This window comes from Ruegeria sp. AI3, assembly GCF_056541245.1.
In genome coordinates this window covers 169,119-194,283 of record NZ_JBQFYA010000001.1, presented here as the reverse complement: position 1 = coordinate 194,283, position 25,165 = coordinate 169,119, and the positions used below count along the sequence as shown (strand labels likewise).

At 57.4% G+C, this 25,165-nt stretch carries 27 protein-coding genes; 11 read left to right on the top strand and 16 right to left on the bottom strand.

The features are described from left to right. Positions 1 to 18 precede the first annotated feature (18 nt). Positions 19 to 1,281 carry a glutamate-5-semialdehyde dehydrogenase gene (locus ACRZ95_RS00965; protein ID WP_170676060.1) on the top strand — a complete coding sequence of 421 codons (1,263 nt, stop codon included), beginning with the start codon at positions 19 to 21 and terminating at the stop codon, positions 1,279 to 1,281. Here the strand turns inward: ACRZ95_RS00965 and ACRZ95_RS00960 are convergent. Continuing rightward, positions 1,278 to 1,874, bottom strand: coding sequence for a histidine phosphotransferase family protein (locus ACRZ95_RS00960; RefSeq protein ID WP_170676059.1), 597 nt, complete (start codon positions 1,872 to 1,874; stop codon positions 1,278 to 1,280). The two genes, ACRZ95_RS00965 and ACRZ95_RS00960, sit on opposite strands and share 4 nt — an antisense overlap. A gap of 40 nt (positions 1,875 to 1,914) precedes the next feature. Here ACRZ95_RS00960 and ACRZ95_RS00955 point away from each other — a divergent pair, with 40 nt between their 5' ends. The 5 genes from ACRZ95_RS00955 (at position 1,915) to tsf (ending at position 5,696) form a co-directional block, all read left to right on the top strand. Then, on the top strand, positions 1,915 to 2,097 hold the full coding sequence (locus ACRZ95_RS00955; RefSeq protein ID WP_170393080.1) for a DUF3553 domain-containing protein: 183 nt from the start codon (positions 1,915 to 1,917) through the stop codon (positions 2,095 to 2,097). A gap of 100 nt (positions 2,098 to 2,197) precedes the next feature. Then, positions 2,198 to 2,953: an L-ornithine N(alpha)-acyltransferase gene (olsB, locus tag ACRZ95_RS00950; protein ID WP_170676058.1), complete on the top strand. Its 756-nt coding sequence runs from the start codon at positions 2,198 to 2,200 to the stop codon at positions 2,951 to 2,953. Beyond that, entirely contained in the window at positions 2,940 to 3,794 is an 855-nt protein-coding gene (olsA, locus tag ACRZ95_RS00945) for a lyso-ornithine lipid O-acyltransferase (RefSeq protein ID WP_170676057.1), read from the top strand. The genes olsB and olsA overlap by 14 nt, the downstream gene beginning before the upstream one ends. A 166-nt stretch (positions 3,795 to 3,960) precedes the next feature. Beyond that, positions 3,961 to 4,743, top strand: coding sequence for a 30S ribosomal protein S2 (gene rpsB, locus ACRZ95_RS00940; protein WP_170466928.1), 783 nt, complete (start codon positions 3,961 to 3,963; stop codon positions 4,741 to 4,743). Between the two features lie 77 nt (positions 4,744 to 4,820). Beyond that, positions 4,821 to 5,696, top strand: coding sequence for a translation elongation factor Ts (gene tsf, locus ACRZ95_RS00935; protein WP_170373730.1), 876 nt, complete (start codon positions 4,821 to 4,823; stop codon positions 5,694 to 5,696). A 362-nt stretch (positions 5,697 to 6,058) separates the two neighbouring features. On the opposite strand, the gene ACRZ95_RS00930 is transcribed toward tsf, so the two are convergent. The 3 genes from ACRZ95_RS00930 to ACRZ95_RS00920 all read right to left on the bottom strand — a co-directional run bounded on the left by ACRZ95_RS00930 (position 6,059) and on the right by ACRZ95_RS00920 (position 8,377). Beyond that, positions 6,059 to 6,814, bottom strand: coding sequence for a LuxR family transcriptional regulator (locus ACRZ95_RS00930; protein WP_170373729.1), 756 nt, complete (start codon positions 6,812 to 6,814; stop codon positions 6,059 to 6,061). Continuing rightward, entirely contained in the window at positions 6,811 to 7,260 is a 450-nt protein-coding gene (gene aroQ / locus ACRZ95_RS00925; protein ID WP_170676056.1) for a type II 3-dehydroquinate dehydratase, read from the bottom strand. The genes ACRZ95_RS00930 and aroQ overlap by 4 nt, the downstream gene beginning before the upstream one ends. A 115-nt stretch (positions 7,261 to 7,375) precedes the next feature. Beyond that, positions 7,376 to 8,377: an NADPH:quinone oxidoreductase family protein gene (locus tag ACRZ95_RS00920; RefSeq protein WP_170676055.1), complete on the bottom strand. Its 1,002-nt coding sequence runs from the start codon at positions 8,375 to 8,377 to the stop codon at positions 7,376 to 7,378. A gap of 105 nt (positions 8,378 to 8,482) precedes the next feature. Here ACRZ95_RS00920 and ACRZ95_RS00915 point away from each other — a divergent pair, with 105 nt between their 5' ends. The 4 genes from ACRZ95_RS00915 to ACRZ95_RS00900 are packed head-to-tail and all read left to right on the top strand — an operon-like array spanning position 8,483 to position 12,492. Beyond that, the gene (locus ACRZ95_RS00915) at positions 8,483 to 9,301 is read left to right on the top strand and encodes an SDR family NAD(P)-dependent oxidoreductase (protein ID WP_170676054.1); all 819 of its coding nucleotides are present in this window, start codon (positions 8,483 to 8,485) and stop codon (positions 9,299 to 9,301) included. Between the two features lie 2 nt (positions 9,302 to 9,303). Further along, positions 9,304 to 10,329, top strand: a complete 1,026-nt coding sequence (locus tag ACRZ95_RS00910) for a phosphotransferase family protein (protein ID WP_170676053.1) — start codon at positions 9,304 to 9,306, stop codon at positions 10,327 to 10,329. A gap of 18 nt (positions 10,330 to 10,347) precedes the next feature. Then, the gene (locus ACRZ95_RS00905) at positions 10,348 to 11,571 is read left to right on the top strand and encodes a serine hydrolase domain-containing protein (protein WP_480554386.1); all 1,224 of its coding nucleotides are present in this window, start codon (positions 10,348 to 10,350) and stop codon (positions 11,569 to 11,571) included. Positions 11,572 to 11,622: 51 nt separating this feature from the next. Continuing rightward, complete coding sequence (locus ACRZ95_RS00900) at positions 11,623 to 12,492, top strand: acyl-CoA thioesterase (protein WP_170638831.1); 870 nt, start codon at positions 11,623 to 11,625, stop codon at positions 12,490 to 12,492. Here the strand turns inward: ACRZ95_RS00900 and ACRZ95_RS00895 are convergent. The 12 genes from ACRZ95_RS00895 to ACRZ95_RS00840 form a co-directional block, all read right to left on the bottom strand. Next, a complete protein-coding gene (locus ACRZ95_RS00895; protein WP_170659557.1) occupies positions 12,489 to 13,256 on the bottom strand; it encodes an SDR family oxidoreductase in 768 nt (255 codons plus the stop codon). The genes ACRZ95_RS00900 and ACRZ95_RS00895 overlap by 4 nt on opposite strands. 120 nt (positions 13,257 to 13,376) lie before the next feature. Next, a complete protein-coding gene (locus ACRZ95_RS00890) occupies positions 13,377 to 14,606 on the bottom strand; it encodes an acyl-CoA dehydrogenase (protein WP_170676051.1) in 1,230 nt (409 codons plus the stop codon). A 126-nt stretch (positions 14,607 to 14,732) separates the two neighbouring features. Next, the gene (gene phoB / locus ACRZ95_RS00885; protein WP_170373721.1) at positions 14,733 to 15,422 is read right to left on the bottom strand and encodes a phosphate regulon transcriptional regulator PhoB; all 690 of its coding nucleotides are present in this window, start codon (positions 15,420 to 15,422) and stop codon (positions 14,733 to 14,735) included. Between the two features lie 12 nt (positions 15,423 to 15,434). Then, a complete protein-coding gene (phoU, locus tag ACRZ95_RS00880; protein ID WP_170373720.1) occupies positions 15,435 to 16,142 on the bottom strand; it encodes a phosphate signaling complex protein PhoU in 708 nt (235 codons plus the stop codon). 16 nt (positions 16,143 to 16,158) lie between these two features. Next, positions 16,159 to 16,956, bottom strand: a complete 798-nt coding sequence (gene pstB / locus ACRZ95_RS00875; protein ID WP_170373719.1) for a phosphate ABC transporter ATP-binding protein PstB — start codon at positions 16,954 to 16,956, stop codon at positions 16,159 to 16,161. A 13-nt stretch (positions 16,957 to 16,969) separates the two neighbouring features. After that, on the bottom strand, positions 16,970 to 18,301 hold the full coding sequence (gene pstA / locus ACRZ95_RS00870; RefSeq protein ID WP_170676050.1) for a phosphate ABC transporter permease PstA: 1,332 nt from the start codon (positions 18,299 to 18,301) through the stop codon (positions 16,970 to 16,972). Next, the gene (gene pstC, locus ACRZ95_RS00865; RefSeq protein ID WP_170676148.1) at positions 18,298 to 19,770 is read right to left on the bottom strand and encodes a phosphate ABC transporter permease subunit PstC; all 1,473 of its coding nucleotides are present in this window, start codon (positions 19,768 to 19,770) and stop codon (positions 18,298 to 18,300) included. Before pstC ends, pstA begins: the two co-directional genes overlap by 4 nt. 85 nt (positions 19,771 to 19,855) lie before the next feature. Next, positions 19,856 to 20,896 carry a substrate-binding domain-containing protein gene (locus ACRZ95_RS00860; RefSeq protein ID WP_170676049.1) on the bottom strand — a complete coding sequence of 347 codons (1,041 nt, stop codon included), beginning with the start codon at positions 20,894 to 20,896 and terminating at the stop codon, positions 19,856 to 19,858. Between the two features lie 184 nt (positions 20,897 to 21,080). Continuing rightward, on the bottom strand, positions 21,081 to 22,127 hold the full coding sequence (locus ACRZ95_RS00855; RefSeq protein ID WP_170676048.1) for an ATP-binding protein: 1,047 nt from the start codon (positions 22,125 to 22,127) through the stop codon (positions 21,081 to 21,083). A 21-nt stretch (positions 22,128 to 22,148) separates the two neighbouring features. Further along, the gene (locus ACRZ95_RS00850; protein WP_170676047.1) at positions 22,149 to 22,673 is read right to left on the bottom strand and encodes a gamma carbonic anhydrase family protein; all 525 of its coding nucleotides are present in this window, start codon (positions 22,671 to 22,673) and stop codon (positions 22,149 to 22,151) included. Next, complete coding sequence (gene gmk, locus ACRZ95_RS00845) at positions 22,670 to 23,311, bottom strand: guanylate kinase (protein ID WP_170487126.1); 642 nt, start codon at positions 23,309 to 23,311, stop codon at positions 22,670 to 22,672. Before gmk ends, ACRZ95_RS00850 begins: the two co-directional genes overlap by 4 nt. A 17-nt stretch (positions 23,312 to 23,328) precedes the next feature. Next, positions 23,329 to 24,219 carry a YicC/YloC family endoribonuclease gene (locus tag ACRZ95_RS00840; RefSeq protein ID WP_170676046.1) on the bottom strand — a complete coding sequence of 297 codons (891 nt, stop codon included), beginning with the start codon at positions 24,217 to 24,219 and terminating at the stop codon, positions 23,329 to 23,331. Between the two features lie 296 nt (positions 24,220 to 24,515). Here ACRZ95_RS00840 and ACRZ95_RS00835 point away from each other — a divergent pair, with 296 nt between their 5' ends. Beyond that, positions 24,516 to 25,148 carry a PAS domain-containing protein gene (locus ACRZ95_RS00835; protein WP_480554383.1) on the top strand — a complete coding sequence of 211 codons (633 nt, stop codon included), beginning with the start codon at positions 24,516 to 24,518 and terminating at the stop codon, positions 25,146 to 25,148. The last annotated feature ends 17 nt before the right edge of the window (positions 25,149 to 25,165 follow it).

Genomic DNA, 25,165 nt, shown 5'->3' with positions numbered 1-25,165 from the left:
CGCAGAAAGGCTAAGGTTATGAAGGATCTCGACAATATTCCCGCTCTGATGGCCGATCTGGGTAAACGCGCCAAAGCTTCCGCGCGCGAGCTGGCCTTTGCCTCGGCCGAGCGTAAACATGCAGCCCTGATCGCCGCGGCTGAAGCTGTCTGGGCCAATCGCGCTCAGATTATCGACGCCAACAAGAAGGATCTGGAGTTCGGGCGTGAAAAGGGCCTGAGCCCTGCCATGATGGACCGTCTGATGCTAAATGAGGACCGCATTCAGGGCATGGTTGATGGCCTGCGCACAGTGGCTGATCAGACCGATCCGGTGGGCGAGGTGATGACCGAGTGGGACATGCCCTCGGGCCTGAATATCCAGCGCGTGCGCACGCCGTTGGGTGTCATTGGGGTGATTTACGAAAGCCGTCCCAACGTGACCGCTGATGCGGGGGCGTTGTGCCTAAAATCCGGCAATGCCGTGATCCTGCGCGGCGGGTCCGAGAGTTTTCACTCCTCCACCGCCATTCACGCCTGTCTGGTCGAGGGTTTGAAGGCCGCGAGCCTGCCTGAGGATTCTATTCAACTTGTGCCGACCCGTGACCGCGCGGCGGTGCAGGAATTGCTGACCATGACCGACTATGTCGACGTTATCGTTCCGCGTGGCGGTAAAGGACTGGTCGGACTGGTTCAGCGTGAGGCGCGCGTGCCGGTCTTCGCCCATCTTGAGGGTATCGTGCACATCTACATCGACAAGGCCGCCGACCCGCAAAAGACCTTGGATGTGGTGCTGAACGCCAAAACCCGCCGTACCGGTATTTGCGGCGCGGCAGAGTGTCTGTTGATCCATCAGGACGTGGCCGAAACCCTCGGGCGCGACGTGGTTGCCGCGCTCATGGCCGCCGGGGTCGAGGTTCATGCCGAAGGTGCTCTGGCCGTCGATGGAACCACCCAAGCCACCTCTGAGGATTGGGGCAAAGAGTTTCTGGACTGCATCATTGCCGCAAAACCTGTTGCCGACATTGACGCCGCCATTGCGCATATCCAGCATTATGGCTCGAACCACACAGATTGCATCATGACCGAGGATGACGCGGCTGCTGCCCGTTTCTTTGAACGACTGGACAGCGCGATCCTGATGCACAACGCGTCAACCCAGTTTGCGGATGGCGGTGAGTTCGGAATGGGCGCTGAGATCGGCATTGCCACGGGCAAAATGCATGCACGTGGTCCTGTCGGTGCAGCGCAGTTGACCAGCTTTCAATATCTGGTGCGCGGGAACGGAACGACCCGCGCCTAGAACCTCAGGTTGACGCGGGTTGTGCCGGTTTCGACTGCAACCCGCCGCCCCATTGCTGCGGCTGTTTCCGACAGCAAGGCAAACTGAACCTGCGCTGGGGTGAGTTTGTTGGCGAAGTTGCCCGTGGCAGCATTCTTCCACAAGTCATTGTCAATGTTCAGTTTGTCGGCTGCCCCAGTCACTTGCCAACCGGTGTCAGAGGCAGAGATATCGACCTGCCCACCAAACGGCATCGCGCTCTCGCAGCACATCAGGGCCAGGAAGGCCAGTTTGATCTGATTGCGTGGCACAGCCTCTGTCAGGTTCCAGTTGACCCGCACACGACCCGCGCGCTCCACGTCTTTCTGCAACTCGGCAACCTCGCTGCGCCCCAATGGCTGGTCACTGGCCGAGCCAAAGGCCACTCGGAAAAACCGAATGCGCGCGCCGGCACTGCCGACACTGCCCGAGATCAGCTCCATCTCGGGGCCTTGTACCGCGCCAACCATATCCAACAGCTCAAGCCCGTTGGTGATGGCCCCGATCGGGCTGATCAGATCATGACAGATGCGCGAGCCAATCAGCTCGGCCAGGTTGACGTCTGTGGCGCCCATGCGTACCTCCTTCTGTATCTGCCACCGGACCGGAGCCCCCATGACAGACCTCAATGCCATACTTGCACCGGGCATGTTCGTCCGCCACCCCGATTTCCCCGATTGGGGCGTTGGACAGGTGCAGTCCAATATCGGGGGCAAGATTACCGTGAACTTCCGCGAGCAGGGGAAAGTGGTAATCGACGGAACGCGTATCGCCTTGATGCCGGTCTTTGATCCGTGAAACTGGTTTAGGAAAGGTTAACGCCAGTCATCGGATGGGACCCGTATTGCCTTTGGGGGAACAGCTGCGGTATCAGCCGGAGGCAACTTCAAGGAACGACATGCCGGATTCAGGCCCTTCTTTCACCATCCGACTCGCTGAAACCGAACAGGACCTGCGCGCCGCGCAGCGCCTGCGGTACGACGTGTTTGTACGCGAGTTAGGTGGTGGTGGAGAAATGGTCGATCACGATGCAGGACTGGAGCAGGACAAGTTCGATCCGTATTTCGATCACATGTTGGCGATAGATGATCAAACTGGGGAAACTGTCGGCGTTTACAGGCTGTTACCGGGCGAACGTGCAGCAGAGTTGGGCCAGTTTTACTCCGAAGATGAGTATGATCTGACCGTTCTGAAGCAAAGCGGTCGCAAGCTACTGGAGCTTGGCCGGTCTTGCCTGCATCCGGACTATCGCGGCGGCACGGCCATGTATCACCTGTGGAACGGTTTGGCGGCCTATGTCAACGAGCGTGAGATCGAGGTTTTGTTCGGTGTTGCCAGCTTTCACGGCACCGATGTCACAGCGCTCGCCCAGCCCTTGTCGATGCTGCATCACAACCACCTGGCGCCCGAAGATCTGCGGGTGCGCGCGCAGCCAGATGTGTTTCAATCCATGAACCTTGTGGCACCCGAAGACCTCGACCGCCGGGTGGCCATGGTGCAGGTGCCTGCGCTGATCAAAGCCTATCTGCGTTTGGGCGGTTTCGTGGGCGAGGGGGCCTTTGTCGACCATAGCTTTAACACCACCGATGTTTGTCTGATCCTAGATACCGCGCGCATGAACGAGCGGCAAAAGCGCATCTATGGCGGAGCCTAAGCCCGTGAGTGATCCGCTTTGGAACAGTGACGACGCGCCCGATGCAGTTCACCTTGGTGTTCTGGGGTGGGTATTGGTTTTCTTGCGTGGTGTACCTTTGGCGCTGGTGGTCTTTGGTGGCTTGATCATCTTGCTGGCAATACGCCTGATCGAACTCCCCTTATTCGGTATTCGCCGACCAATAACTCCGTTCATCACTCAATTTGTTTGCCGCAACGCCTTTCGCATTCTGGGCATAGGTTTCCGAACGTCCGGAGATCTGATGGCTGAGCGTGGTGCAGTGGTGGCCAACCACACCTCTTGGTTGGATATCTTTGCGCTGAACGCCCGCAAACGGGTGTATTTCGTATCCAAGGCCGAGGTGGCGAAATGGCCAGGTATTGGTTGGTTGGCGCGTGCAACCGGAACGGTCTTCATCGAGCGCGACCGGAAGAAGGCCAAAGAACAAACGCTTGTGTTCGAAACTCGCCTGAAAGCGGGGCATAAGTTGCTGTTTTTCCCGGAGGGAACCTCGACCGATGGCCTCAGGGTTTTGCCATTTAAAACAACGCTCTTTGCCGCGTTCTTCGCAGATGAGTTGCGAGATTTCATGTACGTTCAGCCGGTCTCGGTGGTGTTTCACGCACCTGTGGGTGAACCGGACCGGTTCTACGGTTGGTGGGGCGACATGGAGTTCGGCCCGCATTTGCTGAAGACGCTCGGCGCGCGCAGGCAAGGGGCGGTCGAGCTGATTTATCATGCGCCAGCCAAGGTCAGTGACTTTGAAAACCGCAAAGCGCTGGCTGCGCATTGCGAAGAGGCTGTCCGTCACGCGCACAGCTTGGCGCGGCTTGAAAAATAAGGGCGATTGGCCCTTGCGCTGCATCCAAACCTGCCGTATACGCGCGCCATTCAAACCCGCAGGCGGGGTTTGGGCTTTTTGAGGGAGACATCCTTATCAAGACCGCCGGTTGGAGCATCCGCTTCTTTCACCCCCGCCAAGGCGTAAACCGGAAAAGGAAAATAGCATGGCTCTTCCCGAGTTCTCCATGCGTCAGCTGCTGGAAGCTGGCGTTCACTTTGGTCACCAGACACAGCGTTGGAACCCCCGCATGGGCCCGTTCATCTACGGCTCGCGCAATGGCATCCACATCATGGACCTGACCCAGACTGTTCCGATGCTGGATCAGGCTCTGCAGGCTGTTCGTGACACCGTTGCAAAAGGTGGTCGCGTTTTGTTCGTTGGTACCAAGCGTCAGGCCGCTGGCCCGATCGCTGAAGCGGCTGAAAAGTCGGCTCAGTACTACATGAATCACCGCTGGCTGGGCGGCACTCTGACCAACTGGAAAACCGTTTCCCAGTCGATCAACCGTCTGAACCAGATCGACGAAGCAATGGAAGCGGGCGCGGAAGGCCTGACCAAGAAAGAGCGTCTGGGCATGGAGCGTGACCAGCAGAAGCTGCAGGCTTCGCTGGGCGGTATCCGTGAAATGGGCGGCGTTCCTGATCTGCTGTTCGTCATCGACGTCAAAAAAGAAGCACTGGCCATCGCAGAAGCCAACAAGCTGGGTATCCCGGTTGTGGCTGTTGTCGACACCAACTGCTCGCCCGACGGCGTTGACTACATCATCCCCGGCAACGACGACGCAGCCCGCGCGATCTCGCTGTACTGTGACCTGGCCGCTCGTGCCGCTCTGGACGGTATGACCGCTCAGATGGGTGCTGCTGGCGTTGACCTGGGTGCCTTCGAAGAAGCACCGGTTGAAGAAGTCGTTGCAGAAGAAGCCGCCGAAGCTCCGGCCGAAGCGTAAGCTGCCCGTCACGTAATTGACACATGGGGCAGGGTATGACCTGCCCCAATTCCGTTTGAATTGAGGAGAGCCAAAAGATGGCAATCACAGCAGCAATGGTTAAAGAACTGCGCGACGCAACCGGCGCAGGCATGATGGACGCGAAAAAAGCCCTGACCGAAACCGGCGGCAACATGGACGAGGCCGTTGACTGGCTGCGCACCAAAGGCCTGGCCAAAGCGGCCAAGAAATCGGGCCGTACCGCAGCAGAAGGTCTGGTTGCTGTTCACGTCAACGGTGGCAACGGTGTTGCTGTCGAGGTGAACTCGGAAACCGACTTCGTTGCGAAGAACGCTGAGTTCCAGGAAATGGTCGGCAAGATCACCTACGCTGCTGAAGGCGTCGACAATGTCGAAGCTCTGCTGGCTGCTGATCTGGGCGGAAAGTCCGTTGCAGACACCATCACCGACAAGATCGCCACCATCGGCGAGAACATGTCGGTGCGCCGCATGTCGAAACTGTCGGGCGACACCGTTGTGTCTTACGTTCACAACGCAGCCACCAACGGTATGGGCAAAATCGGCGTTCTGGTTGCTCTGACCGGTGGCGACGAAGCAATCGGCAAGCAGGTTGCGATGCACATCGCGGCTGTGAACCCGGCAGCTCTGTCCGAGGCCGACATGGATCCGGCTGTTGTCGAGAAAGAAAAGCAGGTTCAGATGGACATCGCCCGCGAGTCCGGCAAGCCGGAGCAGGTGATCGAGAAGATGATCGAAGGCCGCATGAAGAAATTCGTGGCTGAATCGACTTTGTTGAACCAGTCCTTCGTTGTTAACCCTGACCTGACCGTTGAAGCAGCGGCCAAAGAAGCAGGCGCAACCATCACCGGCTTCATCCGTCTGGAAGTTGGCGAAGGCATCGTGGTCGAAAAAGAAGACTTCGCTGCAGAAGTTGCTAAAGCGGCACAAGGCTAAGCCTTTGCTCTAGGCTCCGGTTGCGGGGCCTGACTACATTCAGAACCGGTCACGTCGAACGTGGCCGGTTTTTTTGTGCCAGAGATGGGTTTGTCTGTTCAAGCAGAAGGTGAATGGAGGGCCCCGCATGATGGGGATGGTCGGGACCCTCCAAAATTCCGACGTCGGTACGCGGACGAATAGGCGCTCCAAAAGTCAGAGTGATTGGAGAGCTCTGGTATTGCAAAGATCCAATCGAATGTTCCTTGGCTAAAGCCACCACTCACGGAACGGTATCAATCTGCAATTTTCCCGTGAAGATGGGAAGTCATGATTTCCTTACCTAAGGTAAATTGACGCGGTTTGGCGTCAATCTCTTGTGGTCAGGCTTCCATAACATACATCTGGTTGTGTAGGGCGGCTTTCAGAACGGCCTGGGCCGTCGTCTCGACCGAAAGCGATTCGCGTGCCAGCCTCAGGTGTTTTTCTACTGTCGCCGCCGTCAGCCCCATCAGCAGGGCTATATCCTGAGTCGTTTTGCCATCACCGACCCATTGCAGCGCCTCTCGCTGGCGTTTGGTGAGCGAACGATTCGGAGGTGTGTAGGGAAGCGTCAGGATCTTGAGATGAGCGATGTTGTTCATTAGAAGAATATCCTCGCCATGCTCTTCCCACATGTCGTCAATCTCGTCCTGGTTGCGGTTTTCTTCGGCCGATAGCGAGATCGCACCCTTGGACCGCACGGAGACTGAGTTGAAGCTGACAGTATATCCAGCAAGCACGTTGTGCGACTTGTTGAAATCCACAACCTTCTGCTGCTCGGGCGTGAGTTCTCCGTTCGAGGCCAAATCCTGAATCAATCCCCAGCTTGCCGCACCATCATTGTTCAGAGCCCATTGCAGCATCGGAGCGTTGGAATACCTGCTGTCCCCGAGGAAACCGTCAACATATTCACGCCGATGATTGCTGAGGATTACAAAATCCTCAGGGTCACCCAAGGACGTGGCAGTACGATATTGAGTGTAGCCATAAATTAGCCGGTCAAAACCGTATATGGCCATCTGTCGGCAATGGGCATCCCAAAGCTCTTCCAGGGTTCTGGCATAGCTCACAAAGCGAAGATATTCCTTCAACTTCATGCAACGTCCCCTGATTTCAAATGAGCCGCCAAGGCATCAAGTGCCAAAACATAGCTCTGTGCACCAAAACCGCAGATCTGCCCAAGGGCAACCGACGCGATGTAGGACTTGTGGCGGAAGCTTTCCCGCGCGTGGATGTTCGACAAGTGAACCTCGACCAAGGGCAGTTCCACCGAGGCAATCGCATCCATCAGGGCAATCGACGTATGGGTATAGGCGCCTGCGTTCACAACCAAACCGTTCTGCGTGCCACGGGCCTGATGGATGGCGTCTATCAGCGCACCTTCGTGATTGGACTGAAATGTCGAAACCTCAAGCCCGATAGACGTGCCATGAGCAACGCATTGTTCCTCCACCATTTTCAAGGTGGTGCTGCCGTAAACCTCAGGCTGTCGGGTGCCCAAAAGATTGAGGTTCGGGCCATTCAACACAAGAATTTTATTCATAAATCTCCGTCCCCATATTCGTTTCTTAAACGGCATTTGGTGGGGATGTCTACCGGACAATGCTCCAATGAGGCGAGTGGGCTGACAAAGATGCCTTTGATGCAACCCGCTCCAGTTAGGTATCGTCCATTGTGACCACAACCTTTCCGAGAACGAAGCGCTGAGAAAGCAGCTCGATTGCCGCCGCGCCCTCGGATAAGGGAAAGCGCGCTGTGATGCGGGGTTTGACTTTACCTGCGGCGTATAAGTTAAACAATTCACTTAGGTTTTCGGCATGAGTGTCAGGTTCGCGAAAGACGGAGGCCCCCCAGAAGACGCCGACGATCTGGCATCCTTTCAGCAGCGCGAGATTGAGTGGCACACTGGGGATTCCTGCTGGAAACCCGACAACCAGATATCGACCCTTCCACGCGATGCTGCGCAACGCGGGTTCCGCATAGGCTCCGCCCACCGCGTCATAGATGACATCGACACCTTCAGCACCCGCTAACGCCTTGATCTCCTTCGAGAAGGCTTTCTGGGCGTCTTTGTCCGGGTCTTTGGGGTACAGGATTGTCTCATCCGCACCGATTGAGCGGCAGAATTCAGCTTTGTCTGGCGTGGAAACCGCAGCGATGACTCGCGCGCCCATGGCTTTGCCCAACTCGATCGCCGCCGATCCGACACCACCCGCAGCCCCAAGCACCAACAACGTCTCACCTGGTTGGAGGGCTGCTCTATCCTTCAAGGCATGGTAGGAGGTGCCATAGGTGAAGATAAAACACGCCGCCTCATCAAAGGGCATGGTGTCAGGAAACTTGATTACGTCCTTGGCTTTTGTCGCAAGATGCGTGGCAAAGCCGCCATGACCGGTCAGCGCCAGAACGCGATCTCCGATCTCGAACCCTTTGACACCGTCGCCAAGCGCAAGCACCTCACCTGCGATTTCGCCGCCAGGGGCAAAGGGCCGCGGTGGCTTCATCTGATAGAGGTCGCGGATCATCAGCGTATCGGGAAAGTTCACCCCGCCGGCTTTTATTCCAACCAGTATCTCTCCGCGGCTCGGGGTCGGATCGGGCAGGGTGGTCAGTTCCAGAGTCTCCGGTCCACCCGCTGCGACGCTGAGTAATGCTTGCATGTTGCCCTCATTGTTCCTGTTATTCTTGCAGATAGAATTTTGGGGCGGGATCGCGCGCTGTCAACGGCGCACCCCCTTTCCCCTACGACAAGCGAGGAGTGCGGCATGACCCCGGAAACCCTGTTTTCTTTGGATGGAAAGGTGGCGCTGGTCACGGGCGGTGCCACCGGAATTGGCCGCATGGCCGCCGAAGCGCTTGTTCGGGCCGGAGCGCATGTACTGATCGCCTCCCGCAAAGGTGACGCCTGCGAAGCCGTCGCGGCGGAGCTGAACGCGTTGGATGCCACCGGCAGTGCCGAGGGGTTTGCCGGGGATCTGGGCAGCAAAGACGGAATCGACGAAGCCGTCGCCGAGATCAACAAACGGACGGAACGCCTTGATATCTTGATGAATAATTCGGGTGTATCCTGGGGTGCGCCTTTAGGTCAATTCCCTCATGACGCGTGGGACAAAGTGATGTCCGTCAACGTCGCGGGTGTGTTTGAGCTGACGCAGAAACTGTTGCCCTTGCTTATGAAATCCGGCACCGCCGAAGACCCGGCGCGGGTGGTCAATGTCGGCTCGGTCATGGGTGAGGTTCCCATGGGCGACGGGGCCTACAGTTATTCAGCATCCAAAGCGGCTGTTCTGCATCTGACCAAAATCCTGGCCAAGGAATTGTCACCGTACCACGTCACCGTCAACGCTCTGGCACCCGGCCCGTTTGTCTCGCGCATGACCGCTTTTGCAACTGCGGATGAGACGACGCGCGAGAAGGTCGGCAAATCGGTTCCTCTGGGTCGAGTTGGGCGTGACGATGACATTGCGGGCTGCATGCTGTTTCTGTGTGGGCGAGGGGGCAGCTATGTGACCGGAGCCGTCATCCCTGTGTCCGGAGGCATCAACGTAGTTACAGCGGGCAACATCTTTGCCGAAGCGTTTTGACGATGAATACGAAAAGCCCATTGGATCTGGACGCCGTTGACATCTATCTTGCCGCAAACCTCCGAGGGTATCGCGGCCCCCTGAAGGCCCACAAGTTCGATGTCGGGCAATCCAACCCGACTTTCGCACTAGAGACACCGGATCGCACTTACGTTTTGCGTCGTAAGCCTTTGGGAAAGATTCTGAAATCCGCGCATGCAGTGGAGCGTGAGTTTCGCGTGCAACAGGCGCTTGCAGGCAGTGACGTCCCGGTGCCCGAGATGTTTCTTTTATGCGAAGATACCTCAGTCATAGGGTCCGCTTTCTACGTGATGGAACACCTAGAGGGTCGTGTCTTCCTGGAACCAACCCTGACCGGTGAAAGCAACGAGGCGCGAACCGCCGTCATGGATGAAATGAACCGGGTGCTGGCCGCTTTGCATTCCGTCGATATCGAAGCGGTCGGCCTCGCCGACTATGGCCCGAGCGGCAACTACTTCGAACGTCAGATCGCGCGCTGGACGAAGCAGTTCCGCGCCTCCGAGACAAACAAGATTGCTCAAATGGATGCGCTGATCACAGGGTTGGAGGAGGCCTTGCCCGAAGACGATGGTCAGCGCACTCTTGTGCATGGCGATTATCGGATCGACAACTTGATGTTTGAACGCAACGGCACCCGGTGTATAGGCGTGCTGGATTGGGAGTTGTCGACGATCGGCCACCCTTACGCCGACCTTGCCGCGGTAATCATGCAGTGGCAGTTGCCTCCGGGTCCGGAAGGGCGGGGGCTGGCCGGGATTGACCGCAAAACCCTCGGATTGCCCAGTGATAGAGACTATATCGAGCAATATTGCGCCCGGCGCGGGCTGGCGGAAATCAAGGATTTTGGGTTCTATCTTGCCTTTAACTTCTTTCGCATGGCCGCCATTCTGCAGGGTGTCTACAAACGCGCGCTGGACGGCAACGCATCGGACCCGGGCCGGGCGAAACTGTTCGGTGACTACGTGCCGCTCTTTGCGCAGCATGGTTTGTCGGCTTTGGATGCCTAGGGCAGAGGGAACTTTGGAATGCCGGTTACGTTGGATCAAGACAGGTTGGATCGCGTTCGCCCGTGGATGCAACGCTATGTAGATCAACGAAAATATCCCGGCAGCTCAGTTCTTCTAAAACACAAAGGGCAGGAGGTCTTCTTCCACGCCTGCGGCCGGCGCAATATCGAATCCGAACTGCCTTTTGAGCGTGACACGCTGGTCCGTATCTACTCGATGACCAAACCGATCACCTCAGTTGCGGTGATGATGCTGGTCGAGCGTGGGTTGATTCACCTTGGCGCACCCTTGTCCGAATATCTGCCCGAATTTGCCGCGCCTCAAGCGTTGGTTCCCAATGCCGAGCGGTTGGATCAGACCGAAGCCGCGCCGCCGCCGACTCTTCATCAGCTTCTGACCCATACGAGCGGGTTCAGCTACCCATTCAATCACGGCCTCCTGCCATCGGCGATGGACGAGCGGGATATGATCTTCAAGCCCAATCAAGGGCTTCTGAAGGATAGAGTAAGTGATCTCGCCGAGCTGCCTCTGGCGTTTCAACCGGGCAGTCGGTGGGAGTATTCGGTCAGCACCGACGTCCTAGGTCGCGTTGTCGAAGTCGTCTCGGGAAAGACGTTGGACCGGTTCTTCCAGCAGGAGATCTTTGAGCCGCTCGGTATGCAAGAGACCGGTTTTGTGGTCCCGAAAGATGCGGGTGATAGATTTGCGTCGCTCTATACGCCTCTGGCCGGTGACGCGATGGATCTTAACTCGGCCGAACAGTCCGAGGATACGCTCAGGCTGGTGGATCAAGCGGGATCTTCGCCATTCGAAGCCACCACCACGTTCTCGGGCGGCGGCGGCTTGGTCGGAACGATCGATGACTATAGCCGGTTTGCTGAAATGCTGCGGAACCGAGGTCAGGCCGGTGGCGAACGGCTATTGGGTCCTAAAACGGTAGATTTCATGATGATCAATCACTTACCCGGCGATATTGCCTCAATGGGCCCCAATAGTTTTGCGGAACAACCGATGGTGGGTATGGGGTTCGGATTGGGCGGCTCTGTCGTGCTAAATCCGGGTCAAACTGGAGTACCTGGGTCTGTCGGGGATTTCAGTTGGGGTGGTATGGCCTCGACCTATTTCTGGATCGACCGGTCCTTGGATTTGACGGCTGTGTTCTTCACTCAATTGTCGCCGTCCAGCTCTTACCCGTCACGCGCCGAACTCAAGGCTCTGGTTTTGGGTGCGGTGATTGATTGATGTTGCGGGTGTTGGTACCTCATCCCCCAAATGAACAAGATCGAGCAACCCATGACCGAAGCTGAGCGCATTCTCCTGGACCTTCTGAATATCGAGCGGCTTGAGGTTGACCTGTTCCGCGGCACTGGGTCTGGCGGCGAGACACCGACACGTATTTTCGGTGGCCAGGTCATCGCGCAGGCACTGGCAGCGGCTTACAGAACGGTTGATGACAGGCTCTGCCATTCCTTGCATGCTTATTTCATCCGTCCGGGTGATCCCAGTATTCCCGTTGTTTATCAAGTGGATCGTGCCAGGGACGGCGGGTCTTTCACCACGCGGCGCGTTGTTGCGATTCAGCATGGTAAGCAAATCCTGAATATGTCTGCATCCTTTCATGTTGAGGACGAGGGGTGGTCTCATCAGCATCCGATGCCGTCTTCTGAGAGCCCAGAAACCCATCCATCGCGCAGCGAACTACGCCACAAGTATGTGGACCAAGTTCCTGAAAAGATGAAGAAAGAGCTGTTGCGTGAGCGGCCAATCGAAGTGCGCGAAGTGGATCATCTGGACCCATTTCGACCTGAAATTTCCGACGATCAGAACAAGATCTGGTTCAGAATGCCCGGAGCGGCGTCAACCGACCCGCGTACGCAACACCTGATACTGGCCTATGCCTCAGACATGAGCCTGATGAGCTCCGGCATGCGGCCCCATGGACTGAGCTGGTTCACAGGTCAGGTAAACGCAGCGAGCTTGGATCACGCGCTGTGGTTTCATGCGCCGGTGCGTTTTGAAAACTGGCATCTCTATGTGATGGAATCACCGTGGACGGGGCAGGGGCGGTCTTTCAATCGCGGCTCCATCTATTCCGAGGATGGAGTTCTGGTGGCGTCAGTTGCGCAAGAAGGATTGATGCGGCGACCAAATGGGCGCTCTTAAGTGTCGCCTATAAACTGTTGATTTAACTTGTTCATGCCGATCAGCCATCGGTCATAGTCGGCCGTTTTGTGACGCATGTATTGAAGGACTTCGGGATGCGGCAGGATCAGGAATTGCTCGGCTAGAATACCGTCCACACAGGCCTGTGCGACATCCTCCGGCTCGAGCATGCCGTCAATTGCCGCGACCGAGGTTTCATGACCGCGTGTCATCTCGGATCTGACGGCTTGTGGGCATAGTGCCGAAACCTTCAAACCTTTATGGCCGTAGGTCAACGCCAACCATTCTGCAAAACCGATGGCCGCGTGTTTGGTGACGCCATACGGCGCCGCGCCGGGTTGGTTCAAAAGCCCGGCAGCCGACGCCGTGATGATGATGTAGCCACTGCCGCGCTCGACGAACCGTGGAACAAGGTGACGCGCCAACCAGACATGAGACATCACGTTGATGTCCCAAATGCGGTTCCAGTCTTCGTCTGGTACATCTAAGCCGCCGAGCGTCAGAATTCCAGCATTGGCGCAAAACAGGTCGATCGGAACGATCTCGTCCTCTACATACTCGATCAGGGCTTTGATCTGCGCTTCGCTGGAGACGTCACACGGAAATGCGTGCCCGCCGATTTCGTCCGCCAAGGCTTGCGCAGTTGCTCCGTCGATGTCGGAACAGACAACGGTTGCGCCATCTGCAGAGAACCTTTTAGCTAGACCTTTGCCTATACCGCCAGCTGCGCCGGTTATGACAACTGTCTTTCCGCTGAGTTCCAAATCGTTTTCCTCTGTGGTTGGGTTTGATTAGCGGTCATAATATTTACCATAATACCAATTACACGTATTACAGATTAGTGTCGCCCTAGATCAAACCCTATACCTAACCGCCTTTAAGACCTAGAAAAATGCCTGCAGCCCAGTTTGCGCACGCCCAAGGATAAGAGCGTGAACGTCATGAGTGCCCTCATAGGTGTTCACAGTCTCCAGATTGACCATGTGGCGGATAACCTGGAACTCCAGCGAGATACCGTTGCCGCCGTGCATGTCACGGGCCATGCGCGCGATGTCCAGCGCTTTGCCGCAGTTGTTGCGTTTGACGATTGAGACCATCTCGGGCGCCGCTTCGGCCTGATCCATCAGGCGACCGACGCGCAGGCTTGCTTGCAGAGCCAAAGCGATTTCGGTCTGCATGTCGGCCAGTTTGCGTTGGTATAGCTGCGTTTGCGCCAGCGGTTTGTTGAACTGCTTACGGTCTAGGCCATATTGCAGCGCTGCATGCCAGCAATGTTCGGCTGCACCCATCACGCCCCAGCTGATCCCATACCGCGCGCGGTTCAGACAGCCGAACGGGCCTTTCAGACCTTGCACGTGAGGTAGCAAAGCGCCCTCGCCTACCTCAACGCCATCCAGCACGATTTCTCCGGTGATCGAGGCCCGCAGGCTGAGTTTGTTTTCGATCTTCGGCGCAGACAGCCCGGGCTGACCCTTGTCCAGAACGAAGCCTCGGATCTTTCCGTCGTGCGCGTCTGACTTGGCCCAGACCACGAAGACATCCGCAATTGGCGCGTTCGAGATCCACATCTTGGTGCCAGTCAGGCGGTATCCGCCGTCGATCTTTTCGGCCCGTGTTTTCATGCCCGCGGGATCAGACCCAGCATCCGCCTCGGTCAGGCCGAAACAGCCGATCCATTCGCCCAAAGCAAGTTTCGGCAGGTATTTGCGGCGTTGTTCTTCGGAACCGTAGGCATAGATCGGGTACATCACCAGCGAGCTTTGCACCGACATCATTGAACGATAGCCCGAGTCCACGCGCTCAACTTCGCGCGCGACCAGGCCGTAGGAAACGTAGCCGCTGCCGAGACCGCCATATTCTTCTGGGATCGTGGTGCCCAGAAGGCCCATCTCGCCCATTTCGCGGAAAATCTCGGGGTCGGTTTCTTCGTTCTGAAACGCGGCGGTGACGCGCGGCTGCAGCTTTTCCTGCGCGTACGCGCGTGCGCTGTCGGCGATCATGCGCTCGTCTTCTGACAACTGGTCGGACAGGCGGAACGGATCGTCCCAGGCAAACTTACCCAGATCCGGCGCATCTTTTGCGCGCAAAGTCGGTTTGGTGGCAGGGGCGTTCATCGGGTGTCTCCGGTCTGTCTGAAGTTGCTGCACAGTAACGTGGCACTTCGAGGAAAAACAGCAAGAGTTTGACACCCGATTATGAGTAAATGTCATAGGTAGGGGGATACGCACCCCCTTCCCTTTCTATCCCAAGGCGTACCCTGCCCCGCGCACGGTCCGCACCGGATCATTCCCGCCATGCTGGGTCAGCGCCTTGCGCAAACGGCCGATATGCACATCGACCGTACGGGTGTCGACATAGATGTCGCGGCCCCAGACCCGGTCCAGCAATTGCTCACGGCTCCAGACCCGGCCGGGTTTTTCCATGAAGGTGCTGAGAAGGCGGAATTCGGTCGGACCCAGTTTCAGCGAATGACTGCCACGGCTGACCTTGTGAGTTTCGGAATCCAGTATGATATCGTCGAATTCCAGACGAATACCCACCGTGGCTGGGCGTACGCGGCGCAATTGGGTGCGCACGCGAGCCATGAGTTCCACGACTGAGTACGGCTTGACCACATAGTCATCTGCACCGGTCTCAAGGCCACGCACCTTGTCGACCTCTTCCGACCGCGCCGAGAGCATAATGATCGGAATAGAGCGGGTGTCTGGCCGTGTTTTCAGGCGTCGGCAGACCTCGATCCCGCTGAGATTGGGCATCATCCAGTCCAGAACGATGATGTCTGGGCTGTCCTCGTCTACCAACAACAGCGCCTCGTCACCGCTGGCGGCTTTCGAGACGCGAAAGCCTTCGGCCTCGAGGTTGTAGGCCAGCACTTCACGCTGGGCGAGCTCATCTTCGACCACCAGAACCGTTGGTTGATCTGCAGACATGGGAGGCGTCTCCTAGACGGTTTGCGACGTTGTGTCGGCCTTGGGGCGCGACTCGGTCGGGCGCTCGCCGGTGACCAGATACACAACCTGTTCGGCAATCGCGGTCACGTGGTCGCCCATGCGCTCGATGTTCTTTGCGATGAAATGCAGGTGCATGCAGGACGAAATGCTGCGCGGATCCTCGGCCATGAAGGTCAGGAATTCGCGGAACAATCCGTTATACATCTGGTCCACCTCTTCATCGCGGTCGATGACATCGGCGGCCAGTTCGGCATCCCGTTGAATATAGGCGTCCAAAGCGTCGCGCAGCATGACCTCAACCTCGCGCGCCATCCGGCGCAGCGCCGAGGCACTGCCGTTGATCTCGCCCGAGTTCACAAGCACCGTGGTCCGCTTGGCGATATTCTTGGAATAGTCGCCAATCCGTTCCAGGTTGGCCGAGACCTTCAGTACCGACAGCACCAACCGCAGGTCGCTTGCCGTGGGTGCGCGCAGGGCGATCAGGCGGGCGGTTTCTTCGTTGATGATGTCCTCGAGCGCGTCGATGGCTTTGTCGCCCTGACGCACCTGCTGTGCCAGTTCCTCGTCCCGCGTCTCTAGCGAGCGGGCGGCACCCATGATCGCGGCTTCGACCAGACCGCCCATCTTCATGATATGTGCCTGGATCGCTTCGAGATCGCGGTCGAAGACAGAGGCAATATGTTGTTCTGAATCGTTCATGTCGGAATACCTGTGCTCAGCCGATCCGGCCAGTGATGTAGCTTTCGGTGCGCGGGTCCACCGGGTTGGTGAAAATCTGTCCTGTTTCGCCGAACTCGACGAGGTTACCTAAGTGGAAAAAGGCTGTTTTCTGGCTGACACGCGCGGCCTGCTGCATTGAGTGGGTCACGATGACCACCGAATACTGAGCACGAAGTTCGTCAATCAACTCTTCGACCTGGGCAGTCGCAATCGGGTCCAGTGCCGAGCAAGGCTCGTCCATCAGCAGAACCTCCGGTTCTGTCGCCACGGCGCGTGCAATGCACAAGCGCTGCTGCTGACCGCCAGACAAGCCGGTGCCCGGAGCGTCCAGACGATCCTTGACCTCTTCCCAGATCGCACCGCGACGCAAGGATTTCTCGACGATCTCATCCAGTTCCGCTTTGTTCTTGGCAAGACCGTGGATTCGCGGGCCATAGGCCACATTGTCATAGATCGACTTCGGGAACGGGTTGGGTTTCTGGAACACCATCCCGACCTTGGCGCGCAGCTGAACCGGATCAACGCGTTTGTCGTAGATGTCTTCGCCGTCCAGTTTAAAGCTGCCTTCAACCCGCGCAACATCAATTGTGTCGTTCATCCGGTTCAAACAGCGCAGGAACGTGGATTTACCGCAGCCCGACGGACCGATGAAGGCTGTGACAGTCTTGTCTTCGATATCGACATTCACATCTTTGATGGCGTGAGTGTCACCGTAAAAGACTTGGCAGTCCCGGCACTCCAGCTTGATTTCATTGGTATCCACTTGTCTCTCCACTCGTGACATGTCGTTCATGGGTCTGCCCTTCTTACCAGCGGCGTTCAAAGCGGCGGCGCAGAATGATTGCGATGATGTTCATTGTCAGCAGGAAAATCAAAAGGATGATGATCCCGCCCCAAGCTTTTTCGTAGAAACCAACGTCTGCGCGCGCAGCCCAAGTGTAGATTTGGGCGGGCATAGCTGAGTTTGGTTCGGTGAACCCGGCAAGGAATCCATCTGGGTAGCCACGGGCAACAAAGCCCACCATCCCGATCAGCAAAAGCGGTGCGGTTTCCCCCAGCGCCTGCGCCAGACCAATGATTGTGCCGGTCAGGATACCGGGTGCGGCCAGCGGCAGAACGTGGTGGAAAACGGCCTGCATTTTGGAAGCCCCTACCCCAAGTGCGGCATCACGGATCGATGGCGGAACTGCTTTCAGCGACGCCCGGGTCGAGATGATGATCGTCGGCAAGGTCATCAAGGTCAGCACCAGACCACCGACCAGCGGGGCCGATTGCGGCAAGTGCATGAACTGAATGAAGACAGCCAGACCAAGGATACCAAACACGATCGAAGGAACCGCAGCCAGGTTCGAGATATTCACCTCAATGAGATCGGTGAACCTGTTTTGCGGCGCGAATTCTTCCAGATAGATCGACGCGGCTACGCCAATTGGCAGCGAAAGCGCCAGAACCACCAGCATCATGAAGAACGATCCAACAACCGAAGCACCAATGCCGGCGCCGCCAGGGTTGTCCACGCCCGAGTCTGCCCCGGTGATGAACGGCCAGTTGAAGACCTGTTTGATGATTCCAGCTTCCTTAAGTGCATCGACCAGATCCAGATCGCTTTTCTGGAGGAAGCGACTATCCTGTATGGTGTCACGCGACACCCGGCCCTTAAAGTATCCATCGACGCGGCTTGAGGCTGCTAGATCAAACTCGATAGGTTCGCCTAGTTTGTCCGGGTTGTCTGCATAGAAGGTCCGGATGGTTCCGCCAACTTTACCCAGCAGACGCTCAATTGCCGCTTCGTCGAAATCGACTTGGAGACCGCTTTCATCAAGCTCCTTGTTCAGAGCAGCAATGAACAGGTCCGAATAGGCTTTGGTTTTGAACAGCGTGCCTTCGGCCTCTTCCTGCTCTTGCTGGGTTAGGGTGAACTCTACGCTGACAACAGTCCGGGTGAAGGCCGGAATACCCTCGGACAGGATCGATGCGAACAGGACGATCAGGAAGAATAGCCCGGTCGCGATGGCAACGATACCATAGGCACGGAAGCGTTTTTCTGCCTTGGCGCGTTTGCGGGTCCGCGCATCATACGCAGTCAGGGAAACAGCTTGGCGACCCGTTTCTGGGGTTTGCATGCTTGCGTCGGTCATTCGTACTGCTCCCGGTACTTGCGCACGATGTAAAGGGCAAAGACGTTCAGGCCCAGCGTGACAACGAACAGTGTCATGCCAAGCGCGAAGGCAACCAGCGCTTCTGGAGAGGCAAAGTCTGCGTCGCCGGTCAGTTGGCTTACGATTTTTGCAGTGACGGTTGTCATCGCCTCAAACGGGTTGAGGCTAAGCCGCGCGGCCGCCCCTGCCCCCAAAACCACGATCATGGTTTCACCAATAGCACGTGAGGCTGCCAGCAGGATCGCACCGACGATGCCCGGTAGCGCGGCTGGCAGAACCACCTGGCGGATGGTTTCGGACTGCGTAGCGCCCAGGCCATAGGACCCGTCACGCATCGCTTGTGGCACGGCGTTGATGATGTCGTCGGATAGCGAAGACACAAAGGGGATCAGCATGATGCCCATCACCAGACCGGCTGTCATCACGGCGGTACCAGCCTTCATCCAGCCCAATCCATTATCACCAAAGACGTCCAACAAAAGAGGACCGACGGTCAGCAGGGCGAACAAGCCGTATACAATGGTTGGAATGCCCGCCAGAACTTCCAGCAACGGCTTGGCAACAGACCGCACGGCGGGCGATGCATATTCGCTGAGGTAAATCGCGGCAAACAGCCCAATTGGCACAGCCACCAGCAGAGCAACGATAGAGATATAGAGCGTGCCCCAAAGCAGCGGGATGATCCCAAGTTCCGACAACCCGCCCCGGCCCGAAAAGCTGGGCGACCAGGTCAGGCCAAAAAAGAACTCTGGCGCGGGGTAAAGCTTGAAAAACTCCCACGTATTGAAAACCAGTGACAGAACAATGCCAACGGTGGTCAGAATAGCAATCGAGGCCGCCGCTAGGAGCAAAAAGCGCACACCCTGCTCAACAACGTTGCGGGCGCGATAGTCCGCCTTGGTTTGCATCCAGCCTGCCCCGGCGCCAATCAGCGCCACCACCAGAACCACGACGGTCATGATTCCATATCCGGTTGCATTTAATGCGCGATGGCTCTGTGCCGCGTTCAGCACCGGTTGGGTGATATCGGATGTAACCACCTGACCCGCATCTTTCAGATTCTGAGTCACTTCGGTCAGATCGGCTTGGGGGTCACTAGCGTCTGCTTCGGTCATATTCCCCTGCGACACAGCGGCTTGAAGTCCGCTAGCCGTGCGACGCACCTCGGCCATGACCAAACTTAGAGAGGAACCCTCTTTGACTGATGTATCGGGGATCATGCCCGAGACCTTGGAATTCACATACAACGGCTGAACCAGCAGCCAGATAATGAGAAGGCCAAAAGCCGGGACAATTGTCTTCAAAAGAACATTTGCGCCGTAATAGGCTGGCAGCGAATGCAAGTCTCGCGGTTCGCCTCCTGCGCTTTGAATTGCGCGGGCCCGTCCCAGAACATAGCCGAGCACAGCGATCGCCAAAACGATCAGAACAAGCCAAAATATCGGCATCATATCCCCACTATTCTTGACTGGGCAAAAGTCGCAGAAAGGGACGGCGAATTCCGCCGCCCCAAACATTCATCCATAGATCGGCTTAGCTGCCCGAACCCATGGTCACTTCGTTGTTGATCGCTTCCTGAGTTTTTGCCAGCTCAGGGTCGGCAACCAGACCATAGTTGGCCAGCGGGCTCGAGGGGCCAGCGATTTCGTCTGCGACGAAGAACTGAGCGTATTCTTTCAGACCAGGGATCACGCCAATGTGGGCTTTTTTCACGTAGAAGAACAACGGACGCGATACAGGGTATTCACCGGTCGAGATGGTCTCGGTCGATGGTGCGATACCCGACATGGTCGCAACTTTCAGCTTGTCGGTGTTGTTCTCGTAGAACGCCAAACCGAAGACGCCGATGCCGTTCGGGTTGGTGTCGATACGAGCCAGGGTCTCGGTGTAGTCACCGTCGATGTCGACTGATTTGCCATCGGTACGAACAGCCAAGCATGCATCTTCCGCGTCATCTTCGCTCATGCCGCCAGCGATCATCGCTTCCATGGCGCCAGTTGCTTCACAGCCGATCAGCAGAACTTTCTCTTCGAACACTTCACGGGTGCCGTGTTTGGTACCGGGGATGAAGCCCGCGATTTCAACGTCAGGCAGGTCGCCGTTGAACTCGGCCCAAGTGTTGTATGGGTTGTCGACAATCTCGCCGTCTTTCAGAACCTTCGCGCCTAGAGCGTTGAAGATGTCCGAAGGCTCAAACGCGTTGAAGGCCGGGCCGGTCTGCTGGCTGGCGAACACGATGCCGTCATAGCCGATGCGGACTTCCATGATGTCGGTCACGCCGTTTTCGGCACAGGCTTTGATCTCTTTTTCACGGATGGCGCGCGATGCGTTTGCAACGTCGATGGTGTTTTCGCCAACACCTTCACAGAAACGCTTCAGGCCAGCCGACGAACCGCCGGATTCAACAACAGGTGTCGGGAAGTCGGTGTTTTCACCGAACAGTTCCGCAACGATCGAGGCATAAGGCAGAACGGTCGACGAACCGGCAACCTGAACGTTGTCACGCGCAGCAGCAGCAGTGGCCGAGACAGCAGCGATAGCCAGCGCAGAAGCCGACAGTTTTACAAAGGACATTTCAGTCTCCCTGAGGATTGGGTTTTCGATCACCCCCATGATGATCTTGCGCGAACCACTAGGCCCCGTGCGTAAGGCTTTTGTGACAGGTACGTAACAGTTTTATGACAAGCCGGGTTTTTCTTGCGCCCTGCTGTCATAAAACTTTTGGCACGGCCATGATGGATTTACGGAAACCCGCCCTTTAGCGCGGTAAAATCACTGTAAAAACAGTGCCTTTTCCCAAATCGCTTTCCACCCGAAGCCGTCCGCGGTGACGGTTGACGATATGCTTCACAATCGCGAGTCCAAGCCCGGTTCCTCCCAATTGGCGCGATCTGTGACTGTCGGCGCGATAGAACCGCTCGGTGAGTCGCGGCAGGTGAATGGAATCAATGCCAGGCCCTCGATCGATGATCTGCACCCGGACTGCCGGGCCACGCATGGCCGTATCCCTCTCTGAGGTGGTCACGCGCAACTCGACACTGCCGCCGCTGCCGCCATATTTGATGCCGTTCTCGACCAGATTGGTAAACACCTGACGCAACTGATCGCTGTCGCCGGTCATAGTCACCGGATCCTCAGGCGCATCAAGCGTCAGCACCACCTCGGCATCATCGGCCAGAGGGCGCATTGAGTTCAGCGTGGAATGCAGCAGGCCCGTCAGTTCCACTTCCTCTTTCGGGCGCACGCGTTCCTCGCTTTCGACCCGGTTGAGCGACAGAAGATCGCCGACAAGGCGGTTCATGCGGTTTGCCTCATCCGTCATGATCTGCAGAAATCGCTCGCGCGCGGCAGCGTCATCGCGGGCCGGACCCCGCAGGGTTTCGATGAAGCCCATAAGGGCGGTCAGAGGGGTGCGGAGTTCATGACTGACATTGGCGACGAAATCGCGACGCATCTGGCTGGCTTGTTCCAGATGCGTGATGTCCTGAAAGATCGCCAACACCGCCCCGCCCGACACCGCGCCGATGCCGTTCATATAGCGGCAGACCACCTCGAAGGTCGTATCCTGCGCGCCATCATTTGAAAGGTGCCGCGTTTTGGCCGGACCCTTACTGCGCAGGCTTTGTTCAATCGCTTCAATAACCTGAGGCTGCCTGAGGATCGTCGCAAAGTGGCGGCCCGTTATATTCTGGCTTAGCAGGGTTTTGGCGTCGGTATTGGCGGCGATGATCCGTTCGGTCTGGTCGACCAGAAGCGCGGGCATCGGAATGGCCGATACATATTCTTCCAGAAGGTTTTCAGCCATGTCCGATTGATTTCCTGCCGCTTAAGCCAACGGTTTCAGGGTTTCCCTGAATTTGCGCATGTTCTGTTGATAGTGCAGCGCGCTGAGCGTGTTCCGCTGGGCTGCGGCCTCATCCAGCTGCCGCACCACCTTGCCCGGAGACCCCATGACCAGCGAGTTGTCAGGGATCTCTTTGTTTTCCGTGATCAGTGCCCCTGCCCCGATCAGGCAGTTCTTGCCGATCTTCGCCCCGTTCAGAATGATCGCCCCCATCCCGATGAGAGAGTTCTCAGCGATCGTGCAGCCATGCAGCATGACTTTGTGCCCAATGGTACAGTTCGCCTCGATGGTCAGCGGAAAACCAGGGTCGACATGCATGACGCAGTGCTCTTGAACATTACTGCCCGCACAGACGCGGATTTCTTCGTGTTCCGCCCGGATCGTGCAGCCAAACCAGACCGAGGCGCCCTCTTCCAATACCACTTTGCCGATCAGATTGGCGTCCGGCGCGACCCAGGTGTCTTCGTGGATTTGGGGCGTGTGATCTCCCAGTGCGTAGATCGTCATGACTGCTCCTCGAATTCCATCTGCAGGGTGCGGACGTGGTTTTGCAGTTTCGGTTGCTGTATGCGACGCATCCGTTCGGCGCTGACGATGGTCTTCAGCTTTTCCTCTGTCGAATCCAGATCGTCATTCACCAATACATAGTCGTAGTAGCCCCAGTGGCTGATCTCATCCCAGCTTTTCAGCATGCGCTTGCCGATCACATCGGCGCTGTCCTGAGCCCGGCTTTCCAACCGGCGGCGTAGTTCTGGGATCGAGGGCGGCAGAATGAAGATCGACAGCGCGTGTTTGCCCAGATCTGAGTTTCGGATTTGCACCTCGCCCTGCCAGTCCACGTCGAACAGCACATCCTTGCCGGATTCGATGGACTCGCGCACCGGGCCGGCGGGTGAGCCATAGAAGTTGCCGAAGACATGCGCGTGTTCCAGCATTTGCCCATCGGCCACCTGCTGTTTGAACTCGTCTTCCGACAAGAAGTAGTATTCGCGGCCATGTTCTTCACCCGGACGTGGTTCGCGGGTTGTGGCCGAGATCGAGAATTCGAGGTCGGTATCCCAGGCCATCAGTCTGCGGGCCAATGTGGATTTGCCCGCGCCCGAAGGGGATGACAGGATGATAAGGAGGCCGCGGCGATCTGCCATGTCAGTTCTTCCTACTTTTATTCAACGTTTTGTACCTGCTCTCGCATCTGGTCGATCACCGCTTTCAACTCCAACCCGACCGAGGTCAGATCGGCGCTTTGCGCCTTGGAGCAGAGGGTGTTGGCCTCCCGGTTAAACTCCTGCATAAGGAAATCCAACTTGCGACCAACCGCGCCATCCTGCGCCAGAAGGTCCCGCGTGGCGGTGACATGGGCGCTGAGGCGGTCGATTTCTTCGGTGATGTCGGCCTTGACGGCGATCAGGGCGAGTTCCTGTGCCACTCTCTCAGGTTCGACTCCTTGGGCGTTGTCCAACACGCGGGCGAGGTTTTCGCGCAGCGCCTCGGCCATCTTGTCCTTGCGCTGTTCGGCCAGTTCGGCGGCCTTCGACGTCAATGCCGCGACCTGATCCAGCTGAGACGCCAGGATCGCGGCCAAAGCTTCACCCTCGGTCTGACGCATGTCGAGAAACGCGGCCAGAAGCGGAGTGAATTCGGTGGTCATCTGCGCGACCAGCGGCGCGGGATCGTCTGCCTCGGCCCCCGCATCCAGCATGCCTTTGAGGGTCAACAGATCACTCGCCTTGGAGGGGGCAAGTGCAATCCCCCTTGCCTCGGCCATGAGCTGTGTCTGTTGCAAGGCATCCAAGGCCGCCGACATCGCAACCGAATTTAACGCCAGATCCGGCTGAGATTCGTCCCGGCTGATCCGCAACGACAGGGTCACATTGCCCCGGCTCAACGATTTGGACAGAACACCCCGCAACGCGGCCTCAAGCCCGGTCAGCCAGTCGGGGACGCGGATGCGCATGTCCAGCCCCTTGCCGTTCACGCTGCGCAGCTCCCATGTCCAGCTATGGGGGCCGAATTCTCCCTTGCCCGAGGCGAACCCGGTCATGGATTTGATCATCACTGCCCTTTCCATCGCTGTCAGTCTTCGTGTCTGCCGCACCTAATGCCATTGCCCGGTGCAGAGCAAGAGTTTGCTGAGACCGCCTCTGTCCGACAGAAGTTAACCATTCGTTAAAGAATTACTCCAAAATTGACTTAACCCGTGTCAATCATGTCTCTAGCTCGGTCGTTTGGCCGAAAATGCCTCCGATATGTTGCATTTTATGAAAATGACGGTGATTAGGCGCTAGGGTAATGAAAATGGGAACCTTTTTCGGGACTGGCTCGAAGTCCAAACTTGGAAAGATTGTCGCAATGGATCGCTTTGACAGCGGGTGCAGCCTCTCACCGATCCGTCAGGCCGAGGCCTACTGGACCGCGTTGCTTGACGGGAATGGCGTGCCCATGCGGTCGCAGATTGATCCGCGCGGGCTTGAGAATATTCTGGAATACACCTTCATTCTCGAGCGGATTGCCCCCGGTCTGGCCCGGTTTCGCCTTGCGGGCAGCCACCTGAACAAGCTGGCCGGGATGGAAGTGCGGGGCATGCCTCTGACCGCGTTTTTCGATCCCGAGGCGCGTAAGGCAGCCACGAATGCTCTAGAGCAGGTCTTTGCCAACCCCGCAATTGCCGAATTGGATATGGTGTCCAGGGGCGCGTTCGGGCGCGCCCGGATGCAGGCGCGTATGCTGCTTTTGCCGCTGAAAAGCGATCTGGGGGATGTCAGCCGCGTTATGGGCGTCATGGTCAGTGACGGCGCGATCGGAGCGACCCCGCGCCGCTTCTCGATCCAAGACAGCCGGATCAAACCGGTGAGCGAGGTTCAGGCGCCGGCCAAGCCAAAGCTGGAAGTCACGGACGGTTTTGCTGAGGGCTTTGCCGAGGGCAAGGCAGAGTTCAAACGCCCCAAAGGGCACCTCAGGCTGGTTGCATCGCGCGACGACTGATCCAAAGAAAAACGGCG